The organism is Caballeronia sp. TF1N1 (genome assembly GCF_022878925.1).
GTDB lineage: Bacteria > Pseudomonadota > Gammaproteobacteria > Burkholderiales > Burkholderiaceae > Caballeronia.
Map to the genome: position 1 here is coordinate 914,165 of NZ_CP084626.1, position 25,961 is coordinate 940,125.

The 25,961-nt window shown below is 63.5% G+C and carries 20 protein-coding genes and 1 tRNA gene; 10 read left to right on the top strand and 11 right to left on the bottom strand.

Annotated elements, in window-relative coordinates:
- Positions 1–17: 17 nt before the first annotated feature.
- Positions 18–1,385, bottom strand: a complete 1,368-nt coding sequence (locus tag LDZ28_RS04230) for an MFS transporter (RefSeq protein ID WP_244827466.1) — start codon at positions 1,383–1,385, stop codon at positions 18–20.
- 75 nt (positions 1,386–1,460) lie between these two features.
- The gene (locus tag LDZ28_RS04235; RefSeq protein WP_244827467.1) at positions 1,461–1,964 is read right to left on the bottom strand and encodes a YbhB/YbcL family Raf kinase inhibitor-like protein; all 504 of its coding nucleotides are present in this window, start codon (positions 1,962–1,964) and stop codon (positions 1,461–1,463) included.
- Positions 1,965–2,284: 320 nt separating this feature from the next.
- On the opposite strand from LDZ28_RS04235, the gene LDZ28_RS04240 reads away from it, so the two are divergent.
- Positions 2,285–3,766, top strand: a complete 1,482-nt coding sequence (locus tag LDZ28_RS04240) for a sensor domain-containing diguanylate cyclase (RefSeq protein ID WP_244827468.1) — start codon at positions 2,285–2,287, stop codon at positions 3,764–3,766.
- Between the two features lie 18 nt (positions 3,767–3,784).
- Here the strand turns inward: LDZ28_RS04240 and LDZ28_RS04245 are convergent, their stop codons facing one another.
- Positions 3,785–4,180 (bottom strand): hypothetical protein, encoded by a 396-nt coding sequence (locus LDZ28_RS04245; protein WP_244827469.1) that lies wholly within the window; start codon positions 4,178–4,180, stop codon positions 3,785–3,787.
- Positions 4,181–4,336: 156 nt separating this feature from the next.
- Here LDZ28_RS04245 and LDZ28_RS04250 point away from each other — a divergent pair, with 156 nt between their 5' ends.
- Positions 4,337–5,014, top strand: coding sequence for a TetR family transcriptional regulator (locus LDZ28_RS04250; protein WP_244827470.1), 678 nt, complete (start codon positions 4,337–4,339; stop codon positions 5,012–5,014).
- A gap of 75 nt (positions 5,015–5,089) precedes the next feature.
- Here LDZ28_RS04250 and LDZ28_RS04255 read toward each other — a convergent pair whose 3' ends face one another.
- Positions 5,090–5,956: a shikimate dehydrogenase gene (locus tag LDZ28_RS04255; RefSeq protein ID WP_244827471.1), complete on the bottom strand. Its 867-nt coding sequence runs from the start codon at positions 5,954–5,956 to the stop codon at positions 5,090–5,092.
- 239 nt (positions 5,957–6,195) lie between these two features.
- Between LDZ28_RS04255 and LDZ28_RS04260 the strand changes: the two genes are divergently transcribed.
- Complete coding sequence (locus tag LDZ28_RS04260) at positions 6,196–8,100, top strand: bifunctional sugar phosphate isomerase/epimerase/4-hydroxyphenylpyruvate dioxygenase family protein (protein ID WP_244827995.1); 1,905 nt, start codon at positions 6,196–6,198, stop codon at positions 8,098–8,100.
- 66 nt (positions 8,101–8,166) lie between these two features.
- On the top strand, positions 8,167–8,337 hold the full coding sequence (locus tag LDZ28_RS04265) for a hypothetical protein (protein ID WP_244827472.1): 171 nt from the start codon (positions 8,167–8,169) through the stop codon (positions 8,335–8,337).
- Here the strand turns inward: LDZ28_RS04265 and LDZ28_RS04270 are convergent.
- Positions 8,321–8,641 (bottom strand): hypothetical protein, encoded by a 321-nt coding sequence (locus LDZ28_RS04270; protein WP_244827473.1) that lies wholly within the window; start codon positions 8,639–8,641, stop codon positions 8,321–8,323. The genes LDZ28_RS04265 and LDZ28_RS04270 overlap by 17 nt on opposite strands.
- 180 nt (positions 8,642–8,821) lie before the next feature.
- Between LDZ28_RS04270 and LDZ28_RS04275 the strand changes: the two genes are divergently transcribed.
- Positions 8,822–8,896: transfer RNA gene (locus LDZ28_RS04275), tRNA-Arg, on the top strand.
- Between the two features lie 578 nt (positions 8,897–9,474).
- Positions 9,475–12,639, top strand: a complete 3,165-nt coding sequence (locus LDZ28_RS04280; protein ID WP_244827474.1) for a PAS domain S-box protein — start codon at positions 9,475–9,477, stop codon at positions 12,637–12,639.
- A gap of 9 nt (positions 12,640–12,648) precedes the next feature.
- Here LDZ28_RS04280 and LDZ28_RS04285 read toward each other — a convergent pair whose 3' ends face one another.
- Genes LDZ28_RS04285 through LDZ28_RS04310 form a run of 6 tightly spaced genes read right to left on the bottom strand, consistent with a single transcriptional unit; the run spans position 12,649 to position 19,026 of the window.
- Entirely contained in the window at positions 12,649–13,971 is a 1,323-nt protein-coding gene (locus tag LDZ28_RS04285; protein ID WP_244827996.1) for a hypothetical protein, read from the bottom strand.
- A complete protein-coding gene (locus LDZ28_RS04290; RefSeq protein ID WP_244827475.1) occupies positions 13,971–15,551 on the bottom strand; it encodes a VWA domain-containing protein in 1,581 nt (526 codons plus the stop codon). The genes LDZ28_RS04285 and LDZ28_RS04290 overlap by 1 nt, the downstream gene beginning before the upstream one ends.
- A 1-nt stretch (position 15,552) precedes the next feature.
- Positions 15,553–16,566 carry a VWA domain-containing protein gene (locus LDZ28_RS04295; RefSeq protein WP_244827476.1) on the bottom strand — a complete coding sequence of 338 codons (1,014 nt, stop codon included), beginning with the start codon at positions 16,564–16,566 and terminating at the stop codon, positions 15,553–15,555.
- Positions 16,553–17,068 (bottom strand): DUF4381 domain-containing protein, encoded by a 516-nt coding sequence (locus LDZ28_RS04300; protein ID WP_244827477.1) that lies wholly within the window; start codon positions 17,066–17,068, stop codon positions 16,553–16,555. The genes LDZ28_RS04295 and LDZ28_RS04300 overlap by 14 nt, the downstream gene beginning before the upstream one ends.
- Positions 17,065–18,048 (bottom strand): DUF58 domain-containing protein, encoded by a 984-nt coding sequence (locus LDZ28_RS04305; protein WP_244827478.1) that lies wholly within the window; start codon positions 18,046–18,048, stop codon positions 17,065–17,067. The genes LDZ28_RS04300 and LDZ28_RS04305 overlap by 4 nt, the downstream gene beginning before the upstream one ends.
- Before the next feature lie 18 nt (positions 18,049–18,066).
- Entirely contained in the window at positions 18,067–19,026 is a 960-nt protein-coding gene (locus LDZ28_RS04310) for a MoxR family ATPase (RefSeq protein ID WP_244827479.1), read from the bottom strand.
- Between the two features lie 240 nt (positions 19,027–19,266).
- On the opposite strand from LDZ28_RS04310, the gene LDZ28_RS04315 reads away from it, so the two are divergent.
- Genes LDZ28_RS04315 through LDZ28_RS04330 form a run of 4 tightly spaced genes read left to right on the top strand, consistent with a single transcriptional unit; the run spans position 19,267 to position 25,900 of the window.
- The gene (locus tag LDZ28_RS04315) at positions 19,267–20,475 is read left to right on the top strand and encodes a formylglycine-generating enzyme family protein (RefSeq protein WP_370652093.1); all 1,209 of its coding nucleotides are present in this window, start codon (positions 19,267–19,269) and stop codon (positions 20,473–20,475) included.
- A 45-nt stretch (positions 20,476–20,520) separates the two neighbouring features.
- Positions 20,521–21,594, top strand: coding sequence for an HAD family phosphatase (locus tag LDZ28_RS04320; protein ID WP_244827480.1), 1,074 nt, complete (start codon positions 20,521–20,523; stop codon positions 21,592–21,594).
- Between the two features lie 43 nt (positions 21,595–21,637).
- Positions 21,638–23,302, top strand: a complete 1,665-nt coding sequence (locus LDZ28_RS04325) for an arylsulfatase (RefSeq protein WP_244827481.1) — start codon at positions 21,638–21,640, stop codon at positions 23,300–23,302.
- 18 nt (positions 23,303–23,320) lie between these two features.
- On the top strand, positions 23,321–25,900 hold the full coding sequence (locus LDZ28_RS04330) for a fused MFS/spermidine synthase (RefSeq protein WP_244827482.1): 2,580 nt from the start codon (positions 23,321–23,323) through the stop codon (positions 25,898–25,900).
- Positions 25,901–25,961: the final 61 nt, after the last annotated feature.

Here is a 25,961-nt window from a genome sequence, read left to right on the forward strand (position 1 = left end):
TGGCTAAAGCCGAACCGTCAAACGGTCTCGACGCTACGCTTCCCCGTCAGCCGCAAAAGACTAACCAAAGCCGCCGTCGCCGCGAAACCAGCACCTACGGCAAGCGCGATCAGCGGCCCGTGCTGCGGCTCGACGCCAAAGATCAACGCGACGATAGCCGCGCCGAGTGTCTGCCCCGTCAGCCGCGCCGTGCCAAGCATGCCGCTCGCGCCGCCGCTGCGATGCCGTGGCGCGGAAGAAATGATTTGTCGGTTGTTCGGAGACTGGAACAGCCCGAAGCCAAGCCCACAGACAGCCATGCGCCAGCCGATATCGAACGCATTCGGATGCGGGCCTGTCGTGGCGAGCAGCGCAAGACCCACGGTCAGAACCGCCAGCCCGATGCCGCCCAGCAGACCAGCGGGATAACGATCCGCGAGCACGCCCGCGAGCGGCGCGACGAACACGATCACGAGCGGCCACGGCGTCATCAGGAAGCCAGTTTCGACCTGACTCATGCCGAAGCCGTTCTGCAGCAGAAAAGGCAGCGACACGAACGCCAGCATCTGCGCGCAGAACGAGCACACCGACGCGCCAATCGATAGCGCGAACACCGGAATGCGCAACAGATCGACGGGCAAAAGCGGCGCGCTTTGACGCAATTGCCGGCGCACGAAAAAGTAGCCGATGACCGCCGTCACGATGAACTCGCCGATCACATACGGCCGATGCTCGCCGTGCCCGAGCCCGTCGACCGCGACGATGGCCAGCCCGAAGAAAAGCGCGTTCATCAGCGCGCTGATGTAGTCGTAAGGCCGGCGATGCCCGTCCATGCGCGGCAGCGCCTTCGTGCCGATGGCAAGCGCTACGAGTCCTATCGGCACGTTGATGGCAAAGAGCCACGGCCAGGTTGCGACCGAGAGCACGCCCGAGGCGACCGTCGGACCGATCACCGATGAAATCGCCACCACGGTTGCATTGATGCTGATGCCGCGCCCCAGATGCTTTTGCGGATAGATCATGCGCACGATCGCGGTGTTCACGCTCATGATTCCCGCCGCGCCGAATCCCTGCACGATGCGCGCTAGCGTCAACGTGAGCAGCGAACCGGACATCGCGCAGGCCAGTGACGAGACAGTGAAGACCGCGAGGCCGGCCATATATACGCGACGGTAGCCGATACGGTCGCCGAGCGAAGCCAGCGGCAAAAGCGAGATGGTGATGGTGAGCTGATACGCGTTGACGATCCAGATGGAATCCGCGGGCGAGGCCAGCAGATTGCGCGCGATGGTCGGCAACGCGACGTTGGCGATGGCGCCGTCGAGTACCGCGAGCGTAATGCCGAGCGCGACCACCGCGATGGCCCAATAACGCTGCGGCAGGGGAAGACCTTGTTCGGAATCCATCGGTAGGCGAGAGGTAGGAGCGGCGCGCTCAACGGCCGGACGATGCGTGCATCGTCCGGAGAAGAAGCGTGGTGCTTATTTCAGCTGATAGAGACCGGTGTACGTCGCCGAGTCGATCTCGTTGAGATGAGTCATGAAGCGCGCAACGGCATTGGTCGCGTTGGCGTCGAGCGGCAGTTGATCCGCCTTCAGCGCGTGAATACGGAAGATGTAGCGATGCGGCTTGTCGCCACGCGGCGGCGCGGCGCCACCGAAGCCAACCGTGCCGTAGTCGTTGCGCATTTGCAGCGCGCCCGCCGGCAAGAGGCTGCCATCCGCCTTGCCCGCGTTACGCGGCATCGAGCGGACATCGGCGGGAATGTTGACCACGACCCAGTGCCAAAAGCCGCTGCCGGTGGGCGCGTCGGGATCGTAGACGGTAAGCGCGAGGCTTCGCGTGTCAGCCGGCGGGTCTTCCCATTGCAGCGCCGGGGAAAGGTTGTCGCCCGAGACGCCGAAAGCCTGCTGATCGAACTCGTGCTCGCGCGTCAAGTAACCATTGGCGGGAAATTCGTCGGACCAGATGCGGAAATCAGCCATGAGAGTCATGCCTCCTTGTCGCGTGTTGGGAGTTGGCGGACTGAAAGGGTCCGCGGACGTGTGTCGATGCACGCTTGAATACGGCAGCACGCAAAAACCGATTGCAGCAAGCATGCCTACGATCGGGAGTTGAACTTGCGGCGCGTTATTCGATCGAGTGTAGCATCCGCCCCTCAATTGAGCCGGGCGTCGCTCCCGATTCGGGAAAATCGCCCGGAATCCGCTCGCTTATCAGCGGATGGGACGTAAAAGCGGCGCGCTACAATATTGAGACAAATCGTGCGATGAATAGCGCTCCGACGCGAGCCGAAGGGATTTTTATGCCAAACGATCCGCGCCCAATCACTGGACAGTTCACCCCCGCGAGCGTGCCGGAAGACGATGCCGACATGTTCGACCTCGCTCCGGTCTCGCTCTGGCTCGAAGACTTTAGCGCCGTGCGCGAGCAGTTCGAGCGCTGGCGCGCGGCGGGTGTCACCGACTTGCGCGCGTTCCTCGAAGAAGACCCCGCGCGCATCGTCGAATGCTCTTCTCGCATTCGGGTGGTGAAGGTGAATCGGCGCACGCTCGGCTTGTTCGGCGCGAAAGACCTCGATCATCTCGTGCAAAACCTCGAACGCGTGTTTCGCGACGACATGCTGACCACGCACATCGACGAACTGGAGCAACTCTGGTCCGGCGAACCGCGTTTCGTAAGCCGGACGGTCAACTACACGCTCGACGGCAAGCGTCTCGACGTGCTTCTCAAGGCCGCGATCTTGCCGGGGCACGAGAATACGTGGAGCCGTGTGCTCGTCACCATCGAGGACATCACGGAACTCGAAACCATGCGCCGCCAGACCGCGGCGAGCAGCCTTTATGCGCGCGGCCTTTTCGAGCACTCGCCGGTTTCGCTGTGGGTGGAAGACTTCAGTTCCGTGAAAGACTTGCTCGACGATGTACGCGAACGGGGTATCGTCGACTTCCGTACCTTTACGAGCGTGCACCCCGAATTCGTCGAACGATGCATGCAGGAGATTCACGTCCTAGACGTGAATCAGCACACCTTGCGCATGTTCGCCGCGCCCGACAAGGCGACCTTGCTCGCGCGTCTGCCGGAAGTGTTTCGCGACGACATGCAGCAGCACTTCCAGGAGCAGTTGATCGAGCTATGGGAGCACAAGCTCTTTCATCAGCGCGAGGTGCTGAACTATTCGCTCGATGGCAACGAGGTGCACGTGCACCTGCAATTTTCGGTGTTTCCGGGGCACGAGAAGCGCTGGGATCTCGTGCTCGTCGCGCTCACGGACATCACCGCGCGCAAGAAGGCCGAGGCGTATCTGGAGTTTCTCGGCAAGCACGACGTGCTCACCAAGCTCAAGAATCGCTCGTTCTATGCGGATGAAATCAATCGGCTGGAGCGCAAGGGTCCGTTCCCCGTGACGGCCATCGCGGTCGATGTGAATGGCCTCAAGACCGTCAACGATCAGCTCGGCCACGCGGCCGGCGACGCCTTGCTGCGCCGCGCGGGCGAAGTGCTCTCGAAGGCGGTGGAGAAGCCGTTCCAGGCGGCGCGGATAGGCGGCGACGAATTCATGGTGCTGCTGCCCGGCACGGACGAACGCGGCGGCGAGGCGCTGATGGACGGCATTCGCCAGTTGCTCGAAGTGAACAATCAGTTCTACTCGGGCATGCCGCTCAGTTTCGCGATGGGCGCCGCGACCGCGCACGAAGGCGAGCGCATCGAGCCGATGCTGCAACGCGCCGATGCCGCGATGTATGTCGAGAAGCGCCTGCACTACGCCAACGCGCAACGCAAATAGGGCGCTTCGGACGACGGCTTATTGAGCCTGTGCCGTCGCTTCATCGATACCCTTGTTCAGCGCCGGGCAGGCTTCGTCGATCTGCTTTTGGTATTGCGCCGGATTGCTCGTCTGCAGCTTGTTGATGCGATCCACCGTCGGTTGCGCCTGCGCGAGCCCGAGCTTCCACTCGGCGTCGAAATCGGGCGCATCGGGGAAGTTCTTGCGTGCCATGTCCTTGAAACGCGCCACCTTGGCAGCGTCGATATGACACACGTCGGCTGCGCCGCGCGCGATGTTCGCGCTCGTCATCACGCCTTCGGCGGCCAGCAGTTGCGGCGTGGCGGGATGACCGGGAGGCAGTTGCGTCTGCGCCGCCGCGTGCAGGGCGCCAAGACCCAGCAAGGATGCGGCAAGTACCTGAAGGTGCTTCATTCGATTCTCGTTTGATTGATGCGGACCACGCATCGGGGACCGAAAAATTATAGGTTAAGCCTTTGAAAACAAATGCCGCGCATAGGGATGAAGCGCATAAGACGCTTGGAAACCCCATGCTAGAATCGATTTTCGATGCCGTTCTCAGACAGAAAAATGAAGAAAGGAAGCAAGGCCGCCAGTGCTGCGCCCTCGTCGTCCTCGGAAGGGCGGCGCAAGTACGATCCTGAGGAGACCAAGCGGAACATCCTTGACATCGCGACGCAGGAATTCTCGGCAATGGGTCTGACCGGCGCGCGCGTCGACGCAATCGCGGAGCGCACCAACACCACGAAGCGCATGCTGTATTACTACTTCGGCAGCAAGGACGGTCTCTATGAAGCCGTGCTGGAGCAGGTGTATGGCGACATCCGCGCGCTCGAACAAGAGCTCAGGCTGGAAGAGCTGGACCCGGAAGAGGCCATGCGCGAGTTCATCGGCTTCACGTTCGACTATCACGACAAGCATCGCGATTTCGTGCGTCTCGTGACTATCGAGAACGTGCATGGCGCGAAGTACATCGAGCAGTCGAAGACCTTCAAGGCGCGTAACTCGACCGTCATCAAGACCATCGAAGACCTGATTGCGCGCGGTGTCGCGGCGGGGCGTTTTCGCGAGGACATCGACCCGATCGATCTGCATCTGATGATCAGTTCGTTCTGTTTTCATCGCGTGGCGAATCGGCATACATGGGGCGCGGCGTTCGGGCGCGATCCATCCGGGCCGCGTTCACGGGCGCGGCATCGCGAGATGATCATCGAAGCGGTGCTGCGCTTCGTGCGCCGCGAAGACTGAAGCCAAGACGAGCCAAGACAAAACGGCGGCACTTCTGCGAGTGCCGCCGTTTTGGTTTCGAGGGCGCCGAAGGGCTCAGCGTTCCAGCAAGGTCTGGAAATGCGCGAACATGCGCTCGGCATCCGGTTCGAGGCCGGTAAAGATGCGCAACGCATCCACGGCCTGACACACCGCCATGCCGCCGCCGCTCACCGTGCGGCAGCCGAGCGCGCGGGCTGCTTTCAGCAACTCCGTTTCGAGCGGGAAATAGACGATTTCCGCCACCCACAAGTCCTTGTGCAGAAACTCGGCGGGCAAGGGCAGGCCGGGCAGTTTCGCCATGCCGGTGGGCGTCGCATGAATCAGGCCGTTCGCCATCTGCAACACGTCGCGTAGATCGCCGCCGCTCTTGACTTCGCGATCGGGAAAACGCGCGGCGAGTTCGCTTGCGAGCGCGGCCGCGCGAGCGTCGTCCGAATCGAATAGCGTGAGCGATCGCGCACCCATGGTCAGCGCGGCATGGGCCACCGCCGCGCCCGCGCCGCCCGCGCCGAGTTGCACCACGCGATCCATCGGCACACCCGGCAAACCGCGTTCGAACGCCCGCGCGAAACCCGACCAATCGGTGTTGTAGCCGATCCGCTTGCCATCCCTGAAGACAACCGTATTGACCGCGCCGAGCGCGCGGGCGTCGGGGTCGAGGTCGTCGAGCAAGGGGATCACGCTCTGCTTGCACGGATACGTGATATTGAGCCCGTCGAAGCCCATGCGTTCGGCGGCATCGAGCAGATCGGGCAGCGCGGACGGTTCGAGCGCGAGCGCCTGCAAGTCGATCCGTCGATACACATAGTTGAGCCCGAGCTTGCCGCCTTCTTCCTCGTGCATCGCGGGCGTGAGCGAGCCGCCGATACCCGAGCCGATCAGCCCGACGAGATAGGAACGGGGAGACGCTTTGCTGGTCATGCGCAATACTCCAGTGCAAATAATGTAAGCGCAGTGTGACGGGCGCTCGGTGCCGTGTCCTTCGGTGTTTTCACGTATTTGTACGGTCTAGTTAGTTTGTTATGCTTGCGCACAATGACGTGGATTGCGTGCGCGCCGCTCCGTTTCCCGCAAGCGCCGCGAACGTCCTACACTGACGGGACTGCACCGATCCACCCGCATCATCTGAATGCAACGAGGAGGCAGCGATGCTGCGTTCAATCCGGACATCCATTGCGACGGTATCCATCAGCGGCACCTTGCCCGAGAAGCTGAAGGCAATCCGCGCGGCAGGGTTCGATGGCGTCGAGATTTTCGAGAACGATCTGCTGTACTTCGACGGCACGCCCGCCGACGTGCGCCGCATGTGCGCGGATCTTGGCCTCGCCATCTATCTGTTCCAGCCGTTTCGCGACTTCGAGGGCGTGAGCGCCGAGCGTCTCGCGAAGAACGCCGAGCGCGCGAAGCGCAAGTTCGAGCTGATGCACGAGCTCGGCGCGGATCGCATGCTGGCGTGCAGCAATGTGTCGCCGGACACCATCGGCGACGACGCGCTGATCGTCGATCAACTCGGCAAGCTCGCGCGCCTCGCGGAAGAAGCGGGCGTGATCGTCGGATACGAAGCGCTTGCGTGGGGGCGTCACGTCAACTCGTACAAGCACGCGTGGAAACTCGTCGATGCCGTGAATCACGCAAGTCTCGGTATCGTGCTCGACAGCTTCCATACGCTTTCCATCCGCGATTCGGTGGAGGAGATCGCGCGGATTCCGGGCGACCGCATCACCTTCGTGCAAATCGCCGATGCGCCCGTGCTCGCCATGGACGTGCTCGAATGGAGCCGTCACTATCGCTGCTTTCCGGGGCAAGGCGCGTTCGATGTCGCGGGCTTCACGGCGCGCGTGTTCGAAGCGGGTTATGCCGGCCCGCTCTCGCTCGAAATTTTCAACGATGGTTTTCGCGCCGCGCCCACGGCCATCACCGCCGCGGACGGGCATCGCTCGCTGCGCTTTCTGGAAGAGCAGACGCGCGCATTGATGGGCGACCAGGCGCCAGCCGAACTCTTCGATCCGCCCGCGCCGCCCGCGCATATCGGCTTCCAGTTCCTCGAATTCGCCGTCGATGCCGCCACGCGCGAACATGTCGCCGGCTGGCTCGGCAGGTTGGGCTTTCGGCTGGCGGGCAAGCATCGCTCGAAGGATGTCTCGCTGTACCGGCATGGCGCGGGGTCGATCGTGCTCAACGCGGAAGCCGATTCCTTCGCGAGCGCGTTCTTCGAGCAGCACGGCTTGTCGCTGTGCGCGTCCGCATTTCATGTCGATGACGCGAAGCTCGCGTTCGAACGCGCGGCCGCTTATGGGTCGAAGCCGTTTTCGGGGCAGGTCGGACCGAACGAGCGCGTGGTGCCGGGCGTGCAGTCGCCTGACGGCAGCCTCGATTATTTCGTCGATGAGGAACCGGACGGTCCCACGCTGTGGGAATCCGATTTCATTTTGACGGACATCGACGGGCCTTACGAAGTGGGTCCGCTCGAACGTATCGACCACGTGTGTCTGTCGCTGCCCGCCGACGCGCTCGACACCTGGGTGCTGTTTTTCCGCAGCGCGTTCGGCTTCGAGGTCGAAGCAAGCGTGACCGTGCCGGACCCGTACGGTCTCGTGCGCAGCCGTGCGGTACGCAGCCGCGACGGGTCGGTGCGCATTGCGCTGAATGCGTCGATGGACCGGCATACCGCGGTGGTGGAGTCGCTGACGACCTATCGCGGTTCGGGTTTGAATCACGTGGCGTTCAGCACGTCCGATATCTTCGATGCCATTCCTCGACTCGAAGCCGATGGCGTCAAATTCCTGCGCATTCCGCGCAACTACTACGACGATCTGGTTGCGCGCTACGGCCTGGCCGACGAACTGATCGACGCCATGCACGAACACAACATTCTTTACGATCGCGACGAGCGTGGCGGCGAGTTTTTTCATGCGTACACCGAGCAGCTCGATCAGCGCTTCTTCCTGGAAGTGATCGAACGGCGCGGCGGTTACGATGGTTACGGCGCGGCGAATGCGGCCGTGCGGCTCGCGGCGCATGCGCAACAGCAGCGGGCGCGGCAGGGGGCTTCGGCGGGCGGATGATTGGCTGGCCGCGCGTGACTGCGCGTCCTATCATGAAGACATGGCGGCAATTCAAAGGAGGGCGCCATGTTCGACTTACCGATGTTTCTAGTGGGCCTTGCGGCGCTTGCCGCCATTAGCATCGTCTTGCTGGCCGACGATTGGCGCGATGCGCGGCGCGAGCGCATGGCGCGACGTGAGCTCGAGCGAGCGGCGCATCATCCGCTGCGGGAGTGGTGGCTCAGGCATCGGCACTGAGCGGCGCGCCGGGTTCGATATCGGCGGCATCGGCCAGGCGCTTGGCTTCGCGTGCCTCCGCGGCGGCTTCGAACCGGTCGACATACAAATACAACCGATGCACCGTCTGCAACTGCGTGTGAGACAGATGCGCCTGCCGCGTGATGGCCGCGAGACGCTCGCGCCAATACGAAGGCGGCAGCGCGTACCCGCCCGCGTCGCGCGACAATGACTGCCGCAACACCCGCTCGAGATGAGTCAGGTCCTGGTCTGCCAGCAATGCCGAGAACGCGCCTTGTGGCTTGGTATCGGGGATAGGGTCCATTATTGCGATGGCGGCCGTTTCTGATCCAACTTGATAGGGATAAACCCTGAACGTACGCCGTTGGCGTCAGCGTGATGAATTTTCCGCGCGACGTCCCGATTAGCGCGAGTGGCGTTTGCTATACTCTGCGCTCGCTTGGCCGTCTCGCAACGGCGAGCCGTGCGCCTCGATGCTGGCGCGCTCCCCGTAGTTCAATGGATAGAACGAGTGCCTCCTAAGCGCTAGATGCAGGTTCGATTCCTGCCGGGGGGACCATCCTAGGTGCCGACATCACCTAAGAAAACCCCATCGCCGTCTCAAAAACGCTAATCGGCAGGGCGCGCTCATGAGCGGCAAGCGCCCGTCGAATGGATACGCCTCGGCTCGGGCGTCTTGCATCCTGTCGCAAAGCGCGGCCACCTCATGGATTCCCCAGTCCTCGTGTGCGGGACGTCAGTCATTGGTTAACGCACCCATTTGAGGTGTCCACTACGGCTTGAGTCGATCAAGTCTGCCGAGACGCTGCGCCACCTACGACGAACCCCAAAGCGCGTTCGCAACCACGCCGGAATCGTTGCAAGCGCTTGGGATAGAGTTCAAGCCGACGCTGTAGCCAGCACGCATATCCAACATTGCCCCTGAGCGTCTTCCGCCATGAGATGCGCCCGTCGACTAAGCGTGCCTCAATCAAATCGATCTTCATCGCCTGTTTAATTTTTTCCTTCCAGTGCCGTTAATCCAGAAAGTTCGCGCTTAGGGAAAAGGTTAAGTGATCGTCGAATTCGATCCATGAGACAACTTCGTTCCAACCTGCCATCAGCGCATATCGCCGCAACTTCTACTGGCGGGTGACAATGCATAACAATCCGGTGAAATTCTCCTTTACTCCGGCCGATCAGGAAGCGCTGGAAAGAAGCCTCGGGCGGATCGCCTTCGCGCCCGACGGCAGCATCCTTCGTGTCAACGAGCGCTTCCTGGAGCTCTTCGACTACAAGGGCTGGGAGCTCGTCGGACGCAATCGCAGCATCTTCAGGCCGCTCGCGACAGGCGCCACCGCGCCGGACGAGATCGATACGGTCTTCGCAACCGCCAAAGCCTTCTTCGGCGAGATGCAGCAGTTGAAGCGCGATGGCACGTCCTTCTGGACCGAGGTTTCCTGCATACCGGTCGCAACCGAAGACGGCGCGGTCGGCGAGACCGTCATGCTGGTGCGCGACGTCACTGACCGCATGATGTCGGCCGCCGACGTCGCCGGCCAGATCGCCGCCATCAACACTTCGCAGGCCGTCATCCATTTCGCGATGGACGGCACCATTCTTCATGCCAACGAGAAGTTTCTGGAGGCCACCGGCTACCGGCTCGATGAACTCGTCGGCAAACATCATCGAATGTTCGTCGCCACCGACGAGGCCAGGGACCCGTCCTATGCCGCCTTCTGGGAACGGTTGCGGCAGGGTTTGCACGCTTCCGGCGAATATCGGCGATTCCGCAAGGACGAAAAGGCCGTCTGGCTTCGGGCAACCTACAATCCGATCCTCGACCTCGAAGGACGTCCGTTCAAAATCGTCAAGTATGCGGTCGACGTCACGTCGGAGAAGAAGCAGAACGCCGATTTCGAAGGCCAGATCGCCGCCATCGACAAGTCGCAGTGCATGGTGACCTTTTCGCCCGACGGCACCATTCTCGACGCCAACCGCAACTTCCTGGAAGCGGTCGGCTACACGATGGAGGAGCTCGAAGGCCGTCATCACCGCATGTTCGTCGATCCCGCGTACGCGCACAGTCTCGACTACGAGATCTTCTGGAGCGATCTGGCCGCCGGCCGTCATCGCAGCGGCGAGTTCCGGCGGATCGGCCGCGACAAGCGCGAAATCTGGCTGCAGGCAATCTACAGCCCGGTGCTCGACCAGGACGGGCGGCCCTTCAAGATCGTCAAATACGCGACGGTGGTCACGCGTGAAAAGCTTCGCCAGGCGGACCACCAAGGCCAGATCGCCGCGATCCACAAGTCGCAGAGTGTCGTCGCCTTCAATGTCGACGGCACGATCCTCGACGCCAACGACAACTTCCTGGACCTGACGGGCTATCGGCTGTCCCAGGTCATCGGTCGCCATCATTCGATGTTCGTCTCGGCCGAGGAGCGAGAAAGCGAAGCTTATGGGAAGTTCTGGCAGACGCTCGCCGCGGGCGAGTATCAGGCAGGCGAGTTCAAGCGGCTCGGCCGCGATGGCCGCGAGATCTGGCTGCAGGCTTCCTATAATCCGATCCTCGACATGAACGGGCGTACCTTCAAGGTCGTCAAGAACGCCGTCGACGTCACCGGGCAAAAGCTGCGGCAAGGTGATTACGAAGGACAGATCGCCGCGATCAACAAGTCGCAAAGCGTCGTCTCGTTCGACATGGACGGCAATGTGCTCGAGGCGAACGACAACTTTCTTACCCTGATGGGCTACGCGCTCCCGGAAGTCGTCGGCCGGCACCATCGCATGTTCGTCGACAAGGAAACCGTCGCGCATGCCGATTACGCACGCTTCTGGAGCGATCTGCGCGCGGGCAAGTTCCTGTCCTCGAAGTTCAAACGCATCGCCGCGAACGGGGCGGAAGTGTGGATTCAGGCGTCCTACAATCCGATCTACGACCTGAACGGCAAGCCCTTCAAGATCGTCAAGATCGCCGCCGACATCACCGCCGACGTCTCGCTCGCCGCCGATCTCTCGCGCGCCCAGAAAGAAGTCCAGCACGATCCGGCGACGGGCCTTCCGAACCGGCTCGGCCTGCGCAAGTTCATGCGTCAGGTGCTTTCGGCGACCGACAGCGAGCTCGCGCTCTTCTATCTCGATCTCGATCACTTCAAGCCGATCAACGACACGTTCGGCCATGAAGTCGGCGATCTCGTCCTGCGCACCGTTGCCGCCCGTCTGACGGGCGAGTTGACAGAAGGGCAGCTCGTGGCGCGGATCGGAGGAGACGAGTTTGTCGTCGCGGCCACGAATCTCACGCGGCCGCAGATCGTCGAACTCGCGGAGCGCCTCATCGAGTCCGTGTCGCAGCCGATCGCTCATGGCGAGCGGTGGCTGGAGGTCGGTCTTTCGATCGGTATCGCGCTGACGCCGCAAGACACGCTGGAGGAAGACGAGCTTTTCCGCTTCGCCGACGTTGCGCTCTATCGTTCCAAGGGCAAGCAGCGTGGCACCTTCACCTTCTACGCCGAGGATGCGGAAACCTCCGCCGAGACCGAGCGGCATCTGGCGCACGACATGCTGATCGCGATCAAGGCGCGTGAGTTCGATCTTGCCTGCAGCGTGCGTGTTTCTGCAAACGACGCAATCGCCGTCGAGATTCAGCCGTGGTGGAACCACCCGACGCTCGGCCGCCTCGGCACCGAAACCTACCTGCGCGTCGCCGAACAAAGCGGTCTCGTCGTTCCTCTCGGCGACTGGATCTTGCGCGAGGCCTGCAAGCTCGCCACGGACTTGCCCGAGATTACCGTTTGCGTGCCGGTCTATCCGAAGCAGCTCCTGACCAGCGACTTTGCGCAGACGCTGACGCTGGCGCTGCGAGAGAGCGGCGTGGACGCGAGCCGCCTCGAACTGCGGCTCGAACGCGGCACGGCGCGCGTCAACACGGAAAGCCTTCGCTCCGATGTCGCAAAGCTCAGGGCGATGGGTCTCGAAGTCGTCGCCGATAGCGTGCTCGCCGGCGAAAACGCGCTTTCGAATCGCGCCTACTGGAGCATGGACCGGGTGATGGTCGACGCGCGCCTCGGCGCCATTCTCAAGAGACAGGCTCATCCGCTCGCAACCGAGATTGCCGAGATCGAAGCTCGCGACGCCAAGGCGAAAATTTCCGGCAAACGCTGCTTCGAGATCGACGCCAGGGCGGCGCTACACAGCTTCGTGGTGCTCGATACGATCAAACCGGCCGAGCTCACGGCCGCGCTTCGCGAGACGAGTAAGAGCGCGGAGGATGCGCAGGCCGAAGACGACGGGATGATCGCGAACAAAGAGAACGTCGCGTGAGAGTCGGTTCTACCGATCTTCGTTGTCGTTGAGCGGAGCCAGCGCCGGGCGCTTCGTTCTCCGACTTCGCCAAAACTTTGTGTGACGGCGCAGACGTGTGGGTGGCGCTTCATCGGCGCGACCCGTGCCCCGATAATGGACAATGGCCGAATCCGCCAGTCGCTTCAAGTCGCTCGGTTCGAACTCGCCGATATTGCGAAGCCGCGCCGGACGCGGATAACGCGGATTGACGTCCATCCATCGGTAGAGCGCCGGAACGATGCGCGACATGCTGCCCGCGCTCGCGGCCTTTCGAAGCGCCCGCCAGGCGGCGAACTCGCCTTCCGCGCGTGCTTTGCGCCACGCCGCCCACCGGCGCCAGCCGCGCTCGATCAGTACACGCATGCGCGGATAAAACCAGATCGCGAGCGCCATAGCCGCCAGAGCGACACACGCATACATGACATCTCTCTCATCGAGGTAGATCACCGTATGCCGCGCCAGGCCGCCCGGAATGTCCCAAAGCGGCCGTTCGCTCGCTGCATGCGCGCGAAAGCTAAGCGCCGGAAGATGAATCTTTTCGCGCGCGCGAGTGGTCGTGTTCCACCATTCGATATCGATTGCCGGCAGCGTGTACGTTCCCGGACGCTCGACAAGATACGCGACCGTATCCGTGCGCTCGCCCGCGACGAATCCCGAACGGTCCTGCGTGATATTGCGGGTTACCGGCGGCTTCGAATAACGGCGCAATCCGGCGATGTCCGCAAAAGCGAGCGGTGGAATAAGCATCGACTCGGTGCCTTCCGCGCGCTCCGTGACAGCACGCGTCAAGGTGCCGCCGACTTCCAGCTTGCCGTCCGAAGGTTCGATCCTTTGCGTCACGGTAAGCTTTGGCGTGGGGAAAAACGACGCCATGTCTTCGGCCCCCGCCGGCACGCTTGCGACTAACTCCAGCCGGGGCGTCGTAAGCGTGACCGGTCCGTCGGCGCCGCCGGGATGCAGCGTGATGGCGAACGGCGGCACATCGAAAGTGCCCGCCGCGCGCGGCACGATTCGATAGACGCGCCGTACCCCGAACCAGCGCACGCCGTCCATGGTCTCCGAAAGGTTCTGCGCACTCTCGTCAGGCAACGTGACGAACGCATCGTGCACGTCGAACAGCGGCCAGTCCGGCGCGGCCGTGAACCATGTGGTCGTGAGCGCATCGACGACGAGTTGCGCCGCGCTGCCCGCCACTACCTTGCCAGCCGGTTCGAGATGCGCGCGCAACATGGTTCGGGGCGCATCGTCCGCGTGAGCGATCGAAAGCACGTTCGAGAGAATGACGAACCCTATCGCGAGGAGCAATCGCATCACGGGCTCGCTCCTGCTTCCTGTTCGAAGCGCTGATGTAAAAACGCCGCGGGCGATGTATTCAGATTACGCATCCACGTTTCCTCCGATGGACGCTGTTGCTCGACCAGCACGCGCTGGCCGCCTTTGATCTTCTTCTTGTCCGTCTCGACCTGATCGGGCTTCTGCGTGGTCGATTCGTCACTCTGCTCGTCGTCCTCGATGAGCATCTGTACCAGCTTCCGATTTGCACGCGCCTCCGCGAACCCCGCGCGATGCGCAATTGCGGTGTCGTAAGCCTTCATCGCGCCCGCGTAATCTTTCATCCGCGCGAGCGTGTTGCCGACATAGAACAACGCGTCCGGCGTGTCGAGTCGGGTGAACGTATCGAGTGCGCCGGCAAAGTCGCCGGCAAGATACTGTGCGCGGCCTTTCCACATGGGATCGTCGAAACGCGCGGCGGCACGCTTGTAGTCGCCATGTTCGAAGCTGTAGCGACCCTGCTGATCGTGCGTTGCGAAGAGATCGAGCCACTCGAACGACGCGGCCTGCGCCTGCCTGGGAGAGTAAGCCATTGAAAGCGCAACCAGTATCATCGGCAGCCACTTCACCGTCCAGCCGCGCCTGAAGCAATACAAGGCGATGACGAGAATCGGCGCGAGCAGCCAGTAGCCCGATTCCCTCCAGCGCGGCACGATCTTCGAATCTTGCGCCGCTTCGAGATACACCTGCGCGCGGTGCTGCACCCATTGCACGTCGTCATCGTCCGCGCGCATGCTTGCAAGCGGAATCGAAGCCGCTTGCGTGATTCTGCGGATGGCGGCTGCATCGAACGTGCCGGTGACAGTGCGGCCCGCTTCGTCAGTCGCGATTTCGCCGTTCGCTCCCCGGATCGCGCCGCCGCGTTCCGTGCCGACCGCGAGCCAAAGCAACTGGTGGCGCGATTCCTTCGCCATCCGAACGAAATCATCCGTATGGCTTTCATCGAAACCGTCGCTCATGAAGACGATCGTACCCGCTGCGTCGTCGGCCTTCTGCAAGACACGCTCCGCAAGCGCCAGCCCCGCAGCGGCGTTCTTGCCGTCATGCGGCATCAATTCGGGCGCGAGCGCAGGCACATAAAGCCCGAGCAAGGCGGGATCTTCCGTGGGCGGCACGACGAGATGCGCGCTCGCCGCGAACACCAGCAGCCCGGTGCGCGCGCCTTTGCGCGCTGCCGCGAGATCGAGCACCTTTTGCCTTGCGCGTTCGATACGGCTTGGCGCGACATCGGTTGCATCCATCGAACGCGCGAGTTCGAGGACGATCATGAGCGGCGCCTTGTCCTGATCGAAGGGCGGACGTTCCTGTTGCCACGTCGGCCCCGCCACGGCAATGGCGGATAAGGCGATCAGCGCGGCCAACGAATGGATCGGCTGCAAACCACGCTTCGCACGCTCGCCGACGATCAGATGCTCCAGCAAATGCGGCGCGATGATGTTGCGCCAGCGTGAACGCACATCGTTACGACGCAACCACGCAAACGGTAATAGCACGGCTGGAATGAGCAGCAAGAGCCATAGCGGGCGCAGGAAGTGAAAAGCCGTCAGATCGATAGCCATATCAAGCTCCGATCTCCCCGGGCACGCGACGCGGCGCGCGCAAGAGCGCAACGAGACAGGCAATGCCGTGATACAGCGTGAAGAGCGACACCGCGAGCGCGAGCGCCAGCCAGTAGAACTCCCGGCGCGGTCTGTACACCTCGCGCGTGATCTTTTCCGGCGTCATCTTGTCGATCTGCGCGTACACGGACGCGATGTCTTCCGCGCGGCCCATCGCATGGAACGACGTCCCGCCAGTCGTCCGGGCAATGCGCGTCAGTGCGTCGAGATCGACCTTGTCCTCGCCTTCGGTCTGCGGATCGCCGATACCGATGGTGTGCACCACGATGCCGTGATGCTTCGCAATCTGCGCGGCCTGCGTGGGCGCGATGGCGCTTGCGGTGTCGTTGCCATCGGTGAGCAGAATCAGCACCTTTTCCTGCGCGGGCGTGTTTTCCATGAGTCTGACCGCCAGCCCGATCGCGTCGCCGATAGCCGTGCGCGGTCCCGCCATGCCAATGCGCATGGCGTCGAGCAGCATCAGCACGCTGTCGTGATCGAGCGTGAGCGGCGCTTGCGGATAAGCACCGTCGCCGAACACGATCAGGCCGATGCGGTCGCCCTTGCGCTTCGCAATGAAATCGGCGACTACGCGCTTGACCGCGCTCAGGCGATCGAGCCGTTCTCCGGTCGCGCCATCGATGAAATCGCGCTCGCTCATCGATTGCGACAGGTCGATCGCAAGCAGCAAGTCACGCGCGGGCAACTCGTGCGTGACGGGCGGTTCGAGGAACACCGGCCGCGCCGCCGCAATCAGCAGCAAAATCCAGAGCACGGGCATGAGCAAGCGCTGCAGCCAGTTGCGGCGCAGACGCACGCCGCCGGGCGCGGGTTTCTCGCCGGCAGCATGGGCCATTTCCTGAAAGAACGGCATGCGCACGGCTGTCGATGTCGTGCGATACGCGGGCGCCAGCCACCACACGAAGAGGGGCAAGGGCAGCAGCGCGAACATCCACACGTACTCAAACTTCCACATGATGATGCTCGATCCAGTCGCGCGCCGCGTGAACGAGACGGTCGGCGTCCTGTCGCGTGATGGCGGCGAGTCGCGCTTGCGGCGCATATGTCGCGGTGAAAAGCAGCGCGCCGCTCGCATCGTCGAAGTGACCGTGCGTGGCGCGCAGAAATGCAAGCCAGGTTGCGCCGGTGAGCGAGGCCACTTGCCCGCGCGGCGCGGCGGCAAGCGCGGTACGTTTGATGAGCGGCGCGATCTCGGCAAGCGCGGCCGCACGGCTTGCTTCGTCGGCAAGCTTCGCTTCGATGCGCGCCAGTTCGGCAAGCGCCTCGCGCCGGTAGCGGCTCCTTTCATGCCGACGCCAGGCGAACCATCCGGCGAGCGCCGCCAACGCCGCGAGCAAGACAAGCACGATAAGCCAGCCGATGGTCCGTGGCATATACGACACGGGCTCGGGCAACGGTAACTCGCGCAGCGCCTGCAACGCGGCGGGCGTGTCGGCGGGCATGAGCGGCGTGGTCATAGGCCGCCTTGCGCCGCGCGACGCACGCGCTCGCCGAATAAGCGCCGCACCTGATCGACGACCGGTTCGGCGGTCGATAACGCCATCAACGGCACGCCGCTCGTGCGCAACAGCTCCGCAATCGCTGCCGCGCGGCCCTTGAAGAGGCTGGCGAGCGGCGCACGCACGCGTTCGTTTTCCATGCGCAGCTCCACTTGCAAGCGTCCTTCGCTCACCACCAGCGCGCGATGCTCGGGCATGCCTTGCCAGAGCGGATCGAAGACGAGCGCCGCGATCACGTCGTTATGCGCGGCAATCTGCCGGAGCAGCCGGCGCGTGCGTTCATCGGCGCCTGCAAAGTCGCTCATGATGCACACCAGAAAGTCGTGCGATGCGATCTGCAACACGCCTTCGAGCGCCGCATTGAGTTGCGCGTAATTCGTTCGCGCGAGACTCTCCGCATGCAACGACGCGTTCATCCGCGCGATGGCGCCGAACAGCAAGTCGATGCGCGCGCGACTTCGCAACGGACGCACGCGGACCACTTCTTCGTCGCCGAACACGACGCCGCCCACGCGATCCCCGGCGGCAAACGCCATCCACACGGCGAGCGCCGCCGCTTCGGCCGCGACCACGGACTTGAGCGCACGGCTCGATCCGAAGAACATGTTCATGCGCTGATCGACGATGACCAGAAGCGGCCGATCGCGCTCCTCGGTATAGACCCGCACATGCGGCTTGCCCGTGCGCAGGCTCACGCGCCAGTCGAGATGGCGTATGTCGTCGCCGGGCAAATAGCCGCGCAGTTCCTCGAAATTCAGGCCGCGTGCGCGCATGCGCGACGCTTGCCGTCCCGACAAGATGCTCGTTACGGGCGCGGGCGCGACGAAGCTCAAACCCCGCGCGCGGCCTTCGAGCCCGGCGAGATGCGCGGCATCGACATAAACGCTGCCGATGGCCGAAGGGGGCGGGCCATGAACGTCTGCTGCGTCGTGCGGCATCGCGGGTTTCCTCCAGGCTCAAGCTGGCACGGCCACTTTCTCCACTAGCCGGTCTATCACGTGGTCGGCGCCGACCTTGTCGGCGGTCGCATCGTAGGACAGCAACAAACGATGCCGCAGCACCGGATGGATGACCGCGCGCACGTCGTCTGGCGTGACGAAATCGCGCTCGTCGAGCCATGCATGCACGCGGCTCGCCCGATCCAGTCCGATCGCGCCGCGCGGGCTCGCTCCGACTTCGATCCATTTGCCGAGGTCGGCATCGAGCGCGCCGCCGTGACGCGTCGCGTTGACAATCGATACGATGTATTCGTCGATGGCCGGCGCCACCGCGACGCGCCGGACGGCTTCGCGCGCAGCGAACACATCTTCCTGCGTCAGCGTTTCCATGGCGGCCGGCGCGCCCTCGCTTTCGCGACGCAGCAAGCGCAGCATGTCCGCCTCGCTGCCGGGCGACGCATAACCGATCAGCACCTTCATGAGAAAACGGTCCATCTGCGCTTCCGGCAGGGGATAAGTGCCTTCCTGTTCGATGGGATTCTGCGTCGCCATCACGAGGAAGAGCTCGGGCAGCGGGTACGTCTTGCCGGAGATTGAAATTTGCCGCTCTTCCATGGCTTCGAGCAGCGCGGATTGAACCTTGGCGGGCGCGCGGTTGATTTCGTCCGCGAGAATCAGATTGCCGAAGATGGGACCCGGCTGGAACGAGAGCGTGCGTTCGTTGCCCGATTGCAGAAGCGTCTCGCCGCCCGTGATATCCGAGGGCAGCAGATCGGGCGTGAACTGGATGCGCTTCATCGTGGCGGCCAGACGCGCCGCGATGGCCTTGACGGTACGTGTCTTTGCGAGACCCGGAAGGCTCTCGAGCAGCACGTGCCCATCCGCGAAAAGCGCAATGAGAATCTGGCGCACGACGGCCTCCTGGCCGATCACCGCTTGCCCGATGCTCGTCTCGAATCGCCGGATGAGGTCTTGCATGGCTCGCTCGCTAAGAGTGCAACGCGCACGCGTTGCTGATGCGATGATCCCGAAGCTGTCTGAACACGTGCTGCACAAGTTACTAAAGCAAGGCGGTTTCGTCAAAGCCGTGTCGGCCCTTTCGCAAGGATGCCTACCGTTTGCGGCATCGCTCGAAAAAAAGATTGCTAACATTTATTCGTTCGTATATTGGTGGCTCCATTGTGTTGGCTCCCATGCGACACGGTCGGGGTGACGGCAATGGCGAACATACCGGTGAATCACAACGCGGCCGGGCGAAGCTCGGAATTCAACGCAAGGCGCATGGCGCTGTGGGCCGTGCTCGTGCTGCTATGTCCGGCGCTCGTCGGATTCGCGGTGAGCCGCGCGCTGCGCGAGCCTGCCAGGCCGATGGTCCATGCCGTCCTCGGTGACGGCGTGAGCGGCCCGAAAGGCATGGCGTGGATACCTGGCGGCGAATTCCAGATGGGCAGCGACAGCAAGCTCGCGCAAGCCAACGAACGTCCGGCGCATACGGTGCGCGTTCACGGTTTCTGGATGGATGAGCATCACGTGACGAACGCCGAATTCGGCGCGTTCGTGGCGGCCACGCACTACATCACCACCGCTGAAAAGAAACCCGACTGGGAGACGCTCCGGGTGCAGTTGCCACCCGGCACGGCGCGTCCGCCGGACAGTGCGCTCACGCCGGGCGCAATGGTGTTCGTCGGCACACGGGAACAGGTGTCTCTGCAAGACTATTCGCGCTGGTGGCGCTTCGTGCCGGGCGCGGACTGGCGGCATCCCTCGGGGCCGTCGAGCAATATCGATGGCAAGGACGATCATCCCGTCGTGCAGGTTTCCTACGAAGACGCCGAGGCCTATGCCAAATGGGCGGGCAAGCGCCTGCCCACCGAAGCCGAATGGGAATTTGCCGCGCGCGGCGGGCTCGATCAGGCGACCTATTCCTGGGGCAACCAGTTCGCACCCGACGGCAAGCAAATGGCCAACGTCTGGCAAGGCCAGGAAAAGCAGCCGTTCCCCGTGGTCAACGCGAAAGCGGGCGGCGCGGCCGGGACGAGCCGCGTGGGGAGTTTTCCGGCCAACGGCTACGGACTCTCCGACATGACCGGCAACGCGTGGCAATGGGTAGCCGACTGGTACCGGGCCGATCAGTTCAGGCGCGAGGCATCGATAGGCGGGGTGGTCAACGAGCCCGCGGGCCCGGCCAGTTCATGGGACCCGGCCGATCCCGGCGTACCCGTGGAAGCGCCCAAACGCGTTACGCGCGGCGGTTCGTTTCTGTGCAACGAAGACTACTGCCTGAGCTATCGGCCAAGCGCGCGGCGCGGCACCGACCCCTACAACAGCATGTCGCACCTCGGTTTCAGACTCGTGGTGGATAAGGACGTCTGGCAAGCGGCGCATGGCGCATCGCCGGCGAATCCGACTCGGACCGCCGCTCGCTGAACGCATCGGCGCGGCAACACATTGCTTTCGCGAAAGGAGAGTCGAGTGCGGCGGGGACTTCGACACATTCTTGCTGGCGTGCGGGCCGCGCTGCTGACTGCCGCGTTCGCGGTGCTCCTGGCGGGCTGCGCGCGCTCCGGCAACGACGCGTCCGCGCAGGCCAGCGCTGGCGTAAGCGCCAGCACCGCGCAGACGGCGCAAGGCGTTCTGCCGTCGTGGCGCGGCGGCCGCGCTCGGCAAGCGCTCATCGACTTCGTGCAAACCGTCACGCGCGAAGGATCGCCAACCTATTTGCCGCCCGCGCGACGTATCGCCGTGTTCGACAACGACGGTACGTTGTGGAGCGAACAACCTATCTATTTCCAGTTTGCCTTCATGCTCGATGAAGTGAAGGCGGCCGCGCCGAACCATCCGGAATGGCGTGGCGACCCGGCGTTCAAGGCGTTGGCATCGGGCGACAAGGCCGCGCTCGCGGGCCAGCAAAAAGCATTGCTGAAACTGCTCGCGGTGGCGAACAGCGGCATGACGGTCGATGAATACGACAGCGCCATTCGCGCGTGGCTCGCAACATCGAAGCATCCGACGCTCGGGCGTCCGTACACCGCGCTCGTCTATCAGCCGCAACTCGAACTGCTCGACTATTTGCGGGCGAATGGCTTCAAGACTTTCATCGTGTCCGGAGGAACGATCGAATTCATGCGCGTGTTCGCCGAACAGGTCTACGGCATTACGCCCGAACAGGTGATCGGGTCGAGCCAGCTCGTGAAGTACGTCGTGCGCGACGGCAAGCCCGCACTCGTGCGCGAACCGAAGCTCGATTTCGTCGACGACGGTCCCGGCAAGCCCGTCGGCATCTACCGGAACATCGGCAGAAAGCCCGTGCTCGCATTCGGCAACTCGGACGGCGACTTGCAGATGCTGCAATACACGGCCGCGCAGGACGGGCCGCATCTCGAACTGATCGTGCATCACGACGACGCGGCGCGCGAATTCGCCTACGACCGCCAGTCGAAGATTGGCAAGCTCGACCGCGCATGGGACGAGGCGCTCGCGCGCGGGTGGATCGTCGTGAGCATGAAGAACGACTGGAAGGCGGTTTATCCGGCAAGCGCGCCATGACGGGCGACGCGCGAAAGACGTATGGCGCTCAAGGAGAATCACAATGACCAAGCCGCAACTCCGACGCTTCCGCTATATCACCGGCGCGCTCGCCGCGCTCGCGGCGATCTGCGTGCTGATCGTCCCGCCGATCGTCTCGACCGCGCAGACGCCGAACGCGGCGAAACCCGCGAAACCCGCGCCGGCTCCCGCGCCCGCCGCCGCGCAGAACAATAATCAGAATGGGAAGAAGCCCAACATTCTCGTGATCTTCGGCGACGATATCGGGCAGACCAATATCAGCGCATATAGCAAAGGCGTGGTTGGCTACGAAACGCCGAACATCGATCGCATAGCCAACGAGGGCATGCTCTTCACCGACTACTACGCGGAGAACAGCTGCACGGCGGGCCGTTCGACCTTCATCACGGGCGAAGTCACCTTGCGCACGGGGCTGTCGAAAGTGGGCATTCCCGGCGCGGACGTCGGCCTGCAGGCGCAGAACATCACCATTGCCGAGGCGCTCAAGCCGCTCGGCTATGCGACCGGCCAGTTCGGCAAGAACCATCTCGGCGACCGCGATCAGTACTTGCCCACCAAGCACGGCTTCGACGAGTTCTTCGGCAACCTGTATCACCTGAACGCCGAGGAAGAACCGGAGCGTCCTTATTATCCGAAGAACGACACGGCGTGGGTCAAGGCGAACGCGCCGCGCGGCGTGATCCATTCGTTCGCGGATGGCCGCGTGCAGGACACGGGTCCGCTCAACACCAAACGCATGGAGACGATCGACGACGAAACGACGAGCGCCGCCATCGACTTCATGCAGCGCCAGAACAAGGCCAACAAGCCTTTCTTCGTGTGGATGAACACGACGCGCATGCATTTGTTCACGCACGTGCGGCCATCCATGCTCGGTCAAAGCGGCATGCCGGGCAACGAATACGCCGACGGCATGATCGAGCATGACAACGACGTCGGCAAGCTGCTCAAGGCGCTCGACGACATGAAGATCGCGGACAACACCATCGTCGTCTATACGACGGACAACGGGCCGAACCAGTTCTCATGGCCGGATGCCGCCACCACGCCTTTCCGCAGCGAGAAAAACACCAACTGGGAAGGCGCGTTCCGGGTGCCCGCGATCATCCGCTGGCCCGGCAAGATCAAGCCGGGGACGGTTTCGCGGCAGATGATCTCGGGCCTCGACTGGTTCCCGACGCTGGTCGCCGCCGCGGGCGACAACGGCATTGCCGACCGCTTGCTCAAGGGCGCGGCGATCGGCGGCAAGAACTTCAAGGTGCATCTGGACGGCTATAACTTCGTGCCGTATCTCACTGGCCAGACGAAGGACGCGCCACGTCACGAGTTCTTTTACTTCAACGACGATGGCCTGCTCGTCGCAATGCGCCAGGACGACTGGAAGGTGGTCTTCTGCGAGCAGCGCCAGCCGGGCGGCTATGAAGTGTGGGCGAACCCGTTCACGTGTCTGCGCGTGCCGAAAATCTTCAATCTGCGCATGGACCCTTACGAGCGCGCCGATATCGTCTCCGACCAGTATTACGACTGGACCACGAAGAACGTGTATATCGCGCAATACGCCGTCTCGAAGGTCGCGCCGTTCCTCGCGACGTTCAAGCAATATCCGCCCGCTCAACGGCCCAGCAGCTTCAGTATCGACCAGATGACCGACAACTTGATGAAGAGCATCGAAAGCGCGGGCAAGTGATCCGGGAGCCGAGAGACGATGACAGATCTGAGCGCCGCGATCAAATCCGCCCGGACCAAGGCAAGCCGCCGCGCACCGGCCAGCGCCGATGCGCATCACGCGAGCACCATGCGTCTCGCGTGGCCTGCGTTGCTGTTGTTTGCATCGGGCGGCGCGGCGCTGATCTACCAGGTGTTGTGGGTGCGGCAACTCACGCTCGTGGTCGGCATCGAAGTGCAGGCCGTGACCGTTGCGATCAGTGCGTTCTTTGCGGGACTCGCGCTCGGCGGATGGCTCTTCGGCAAGCTCGCCGACCGGAGCATGCGGCCTTGGTTGCTGTACGCGGGACTGGAACTCGCCGTGCTTGGCCTCGGTCCGGGCGCGACGCACGCGCTGGCGCACTCGGCCGCGCTCTTCGCGACGCTGCAAGAGCGCGCCGGGCCGCTTGCGTGGTTCTTGCCGTTCGCGCTGGTCGGCGCGCCTGCCATCGCGATGGGCGGCACTTTGCCCGTCCTCATGCGTGCAACCGGCGCGTCGCGGCAAGACATCGGTAGCGCGGGCGGGCGGTTGTACGCGGCCAATACCGCGGGCGCCATCGCTGGCGCGTTGCTGCCGGTGTTCGTGCTGATTCCTTTGCTAGGCGTGCAGGGCAGCGCCTATGCGGCCGCGCTTCTCAACGCCTGTGCCGCGATCGGTGCAATGTTGCTCATGCGCCGCGCCGCCGTGCAGAACGGTTCGCTCGATGATCCCGCCGCGCGCGCCAGCGCCGGTTCCTCCGGCTCGCGCATCGCCATTGCGCTTTATGCCGTCGCGGGTGGCATCGCGCTCGGCTACGAGGTGATCTGGTCGCAGGCCATCGGGCAATTCGTCAGCACGCGCAGCTTCGCTTTTTCCATCGTGCTCGCCACGTATTTGCTCGGTCTTGCGCTCGGCAGCGCGATCGCGGCGCGCCATGCCCAACGGATACGCGACCCGTGGAGCGCATTCGGCGTGCTGATCGCGTCGGCGGGTCTGGCCGCGTTCGCGGGCGTCGCATGCGTGGGCGACTGGCTTTCGCTCGCCCAGCGTCATGCAGCCGACTTCGGCCTGAGCGTGACGGGCAACATGCTCGCGTCGATGAGCGCGGGCTTTGCGGTTGCCGCATGCGTGATCGTGCTCGTACCGACGATCTTGCTTGGCGCGGCGTTCCCTTTCGCGCTCGCCATGGCCGCCGATGGGGACACCGCGCAACGAAGCGGCATCGCAAGCCGGGTAGGGCGCGTCGTCGCGATGAATACCGCGGGCGGCATCGGCGGGACGCTGTTTGCGGGTTTCGTGCTGATTCCGTCGCTCGGTCTGATCCGCTCGCTCGGCTTGCTTGCGGTCGCGGCGAGTCTGATCGGCTTGTCGGCGGCACTGAGCGCGCGCTCCGCACAAAAGGCCGGCATCTGGGCGAGCGCGGGCATTGCGGCGATCTCGGTTGCCGTCGCGATCGTCGTGCCGTCCGACCGGCTTGGCGTGCTGCTCGCCAAGGCGCATCACGGCAGCCTTGCCTATTACGAGGAAAGCTCGGGCGGGACGGTCGCCGTGCTCGAACAAGGCCCTGAGGCGCAACGGTTCCGCCGTCTCTACATTCAAGGTGTCTCGAACTCGGGCGACGCCATGACGTCGCTGCGCTACATGCGTCTGCAAGCGCTGCTGCCGCTCATCGTGCATGCCGGTGCGCCGCGTTCCGCGCTCGTCATCGGACTCGGCACGGGTATCACGGCGGGCGCGCTGCTCGCGTGGCCGGGCCTCGAAAAACGGGTGGTCGCCGAATTGTTGCCGGCGGTCGTGCGCGCGTCGCCGGCGTTCGCGGGCAATTACGACGTGAGCGCCGATCCGCGCATCGAACTTCGAGCCGGAGATGGCAGGCGCGAACTACTGTCGCGCGATGACCGCTACGATCTCGTGACGCTCGAACCGCCGCCGCCATCGGCGGCGGGCGTGGTGAACCTGTATTCGACTCAGTTCTACCGGCTCGCGGCGGCGCGGTTGAACGAGCGCGGTATCGTCGCGCAATGGTTGCCAATCGCGACGCAAAACGAGCAGGAAACGCGCTCGCTCATCCGCAGCTTCATGCAGGTGTTTCCGCATGCCGCGCTCTTCACGACCGAGTTCCACGAGATGATGCTGATCGGCTCCAGGGAGCCGTTGACGCTCGACGTGCCGCGCATTCGCGAGCGCTTGGCACAGCCCGACGTAGCGCGCGCGTTGAACGAGGTGGGCATCGGCTCGGCGGAAGCGCTTCTTGCAACTTATGTCGCGGACGGCCCCGCACTTGCCTACTATGCCGCCGATGCCCGCCCCGTCACCGACGACGATCCGCGCATCGAATACGCGCCGTGGGTCGAGCCGACGGATTTTCCGGCGACGCTGACGCGCTTGCTGGCGTTGCAGAGCGAACCGCCGCTCGCAAACGGCGACGCCGGATTCACCGACGCGCTGCACAGCGAGCGCGACACACTGCATGCGTTTTACCGGGCGGGACTCGATGCGTATCGTGGCGACCGCAACGCATGGGCGGGGGAAATTCGCGCGGTGCTGAGCGCCGACCAGGCGAACCCGTATTACCGCTGGGTGCTCGGCGCGCACGACTGAGCGCCGCATCTTGCTTGCGTGAAATCGTTGTTTTTTCTAGAGGCGATGAACCGGCATGACG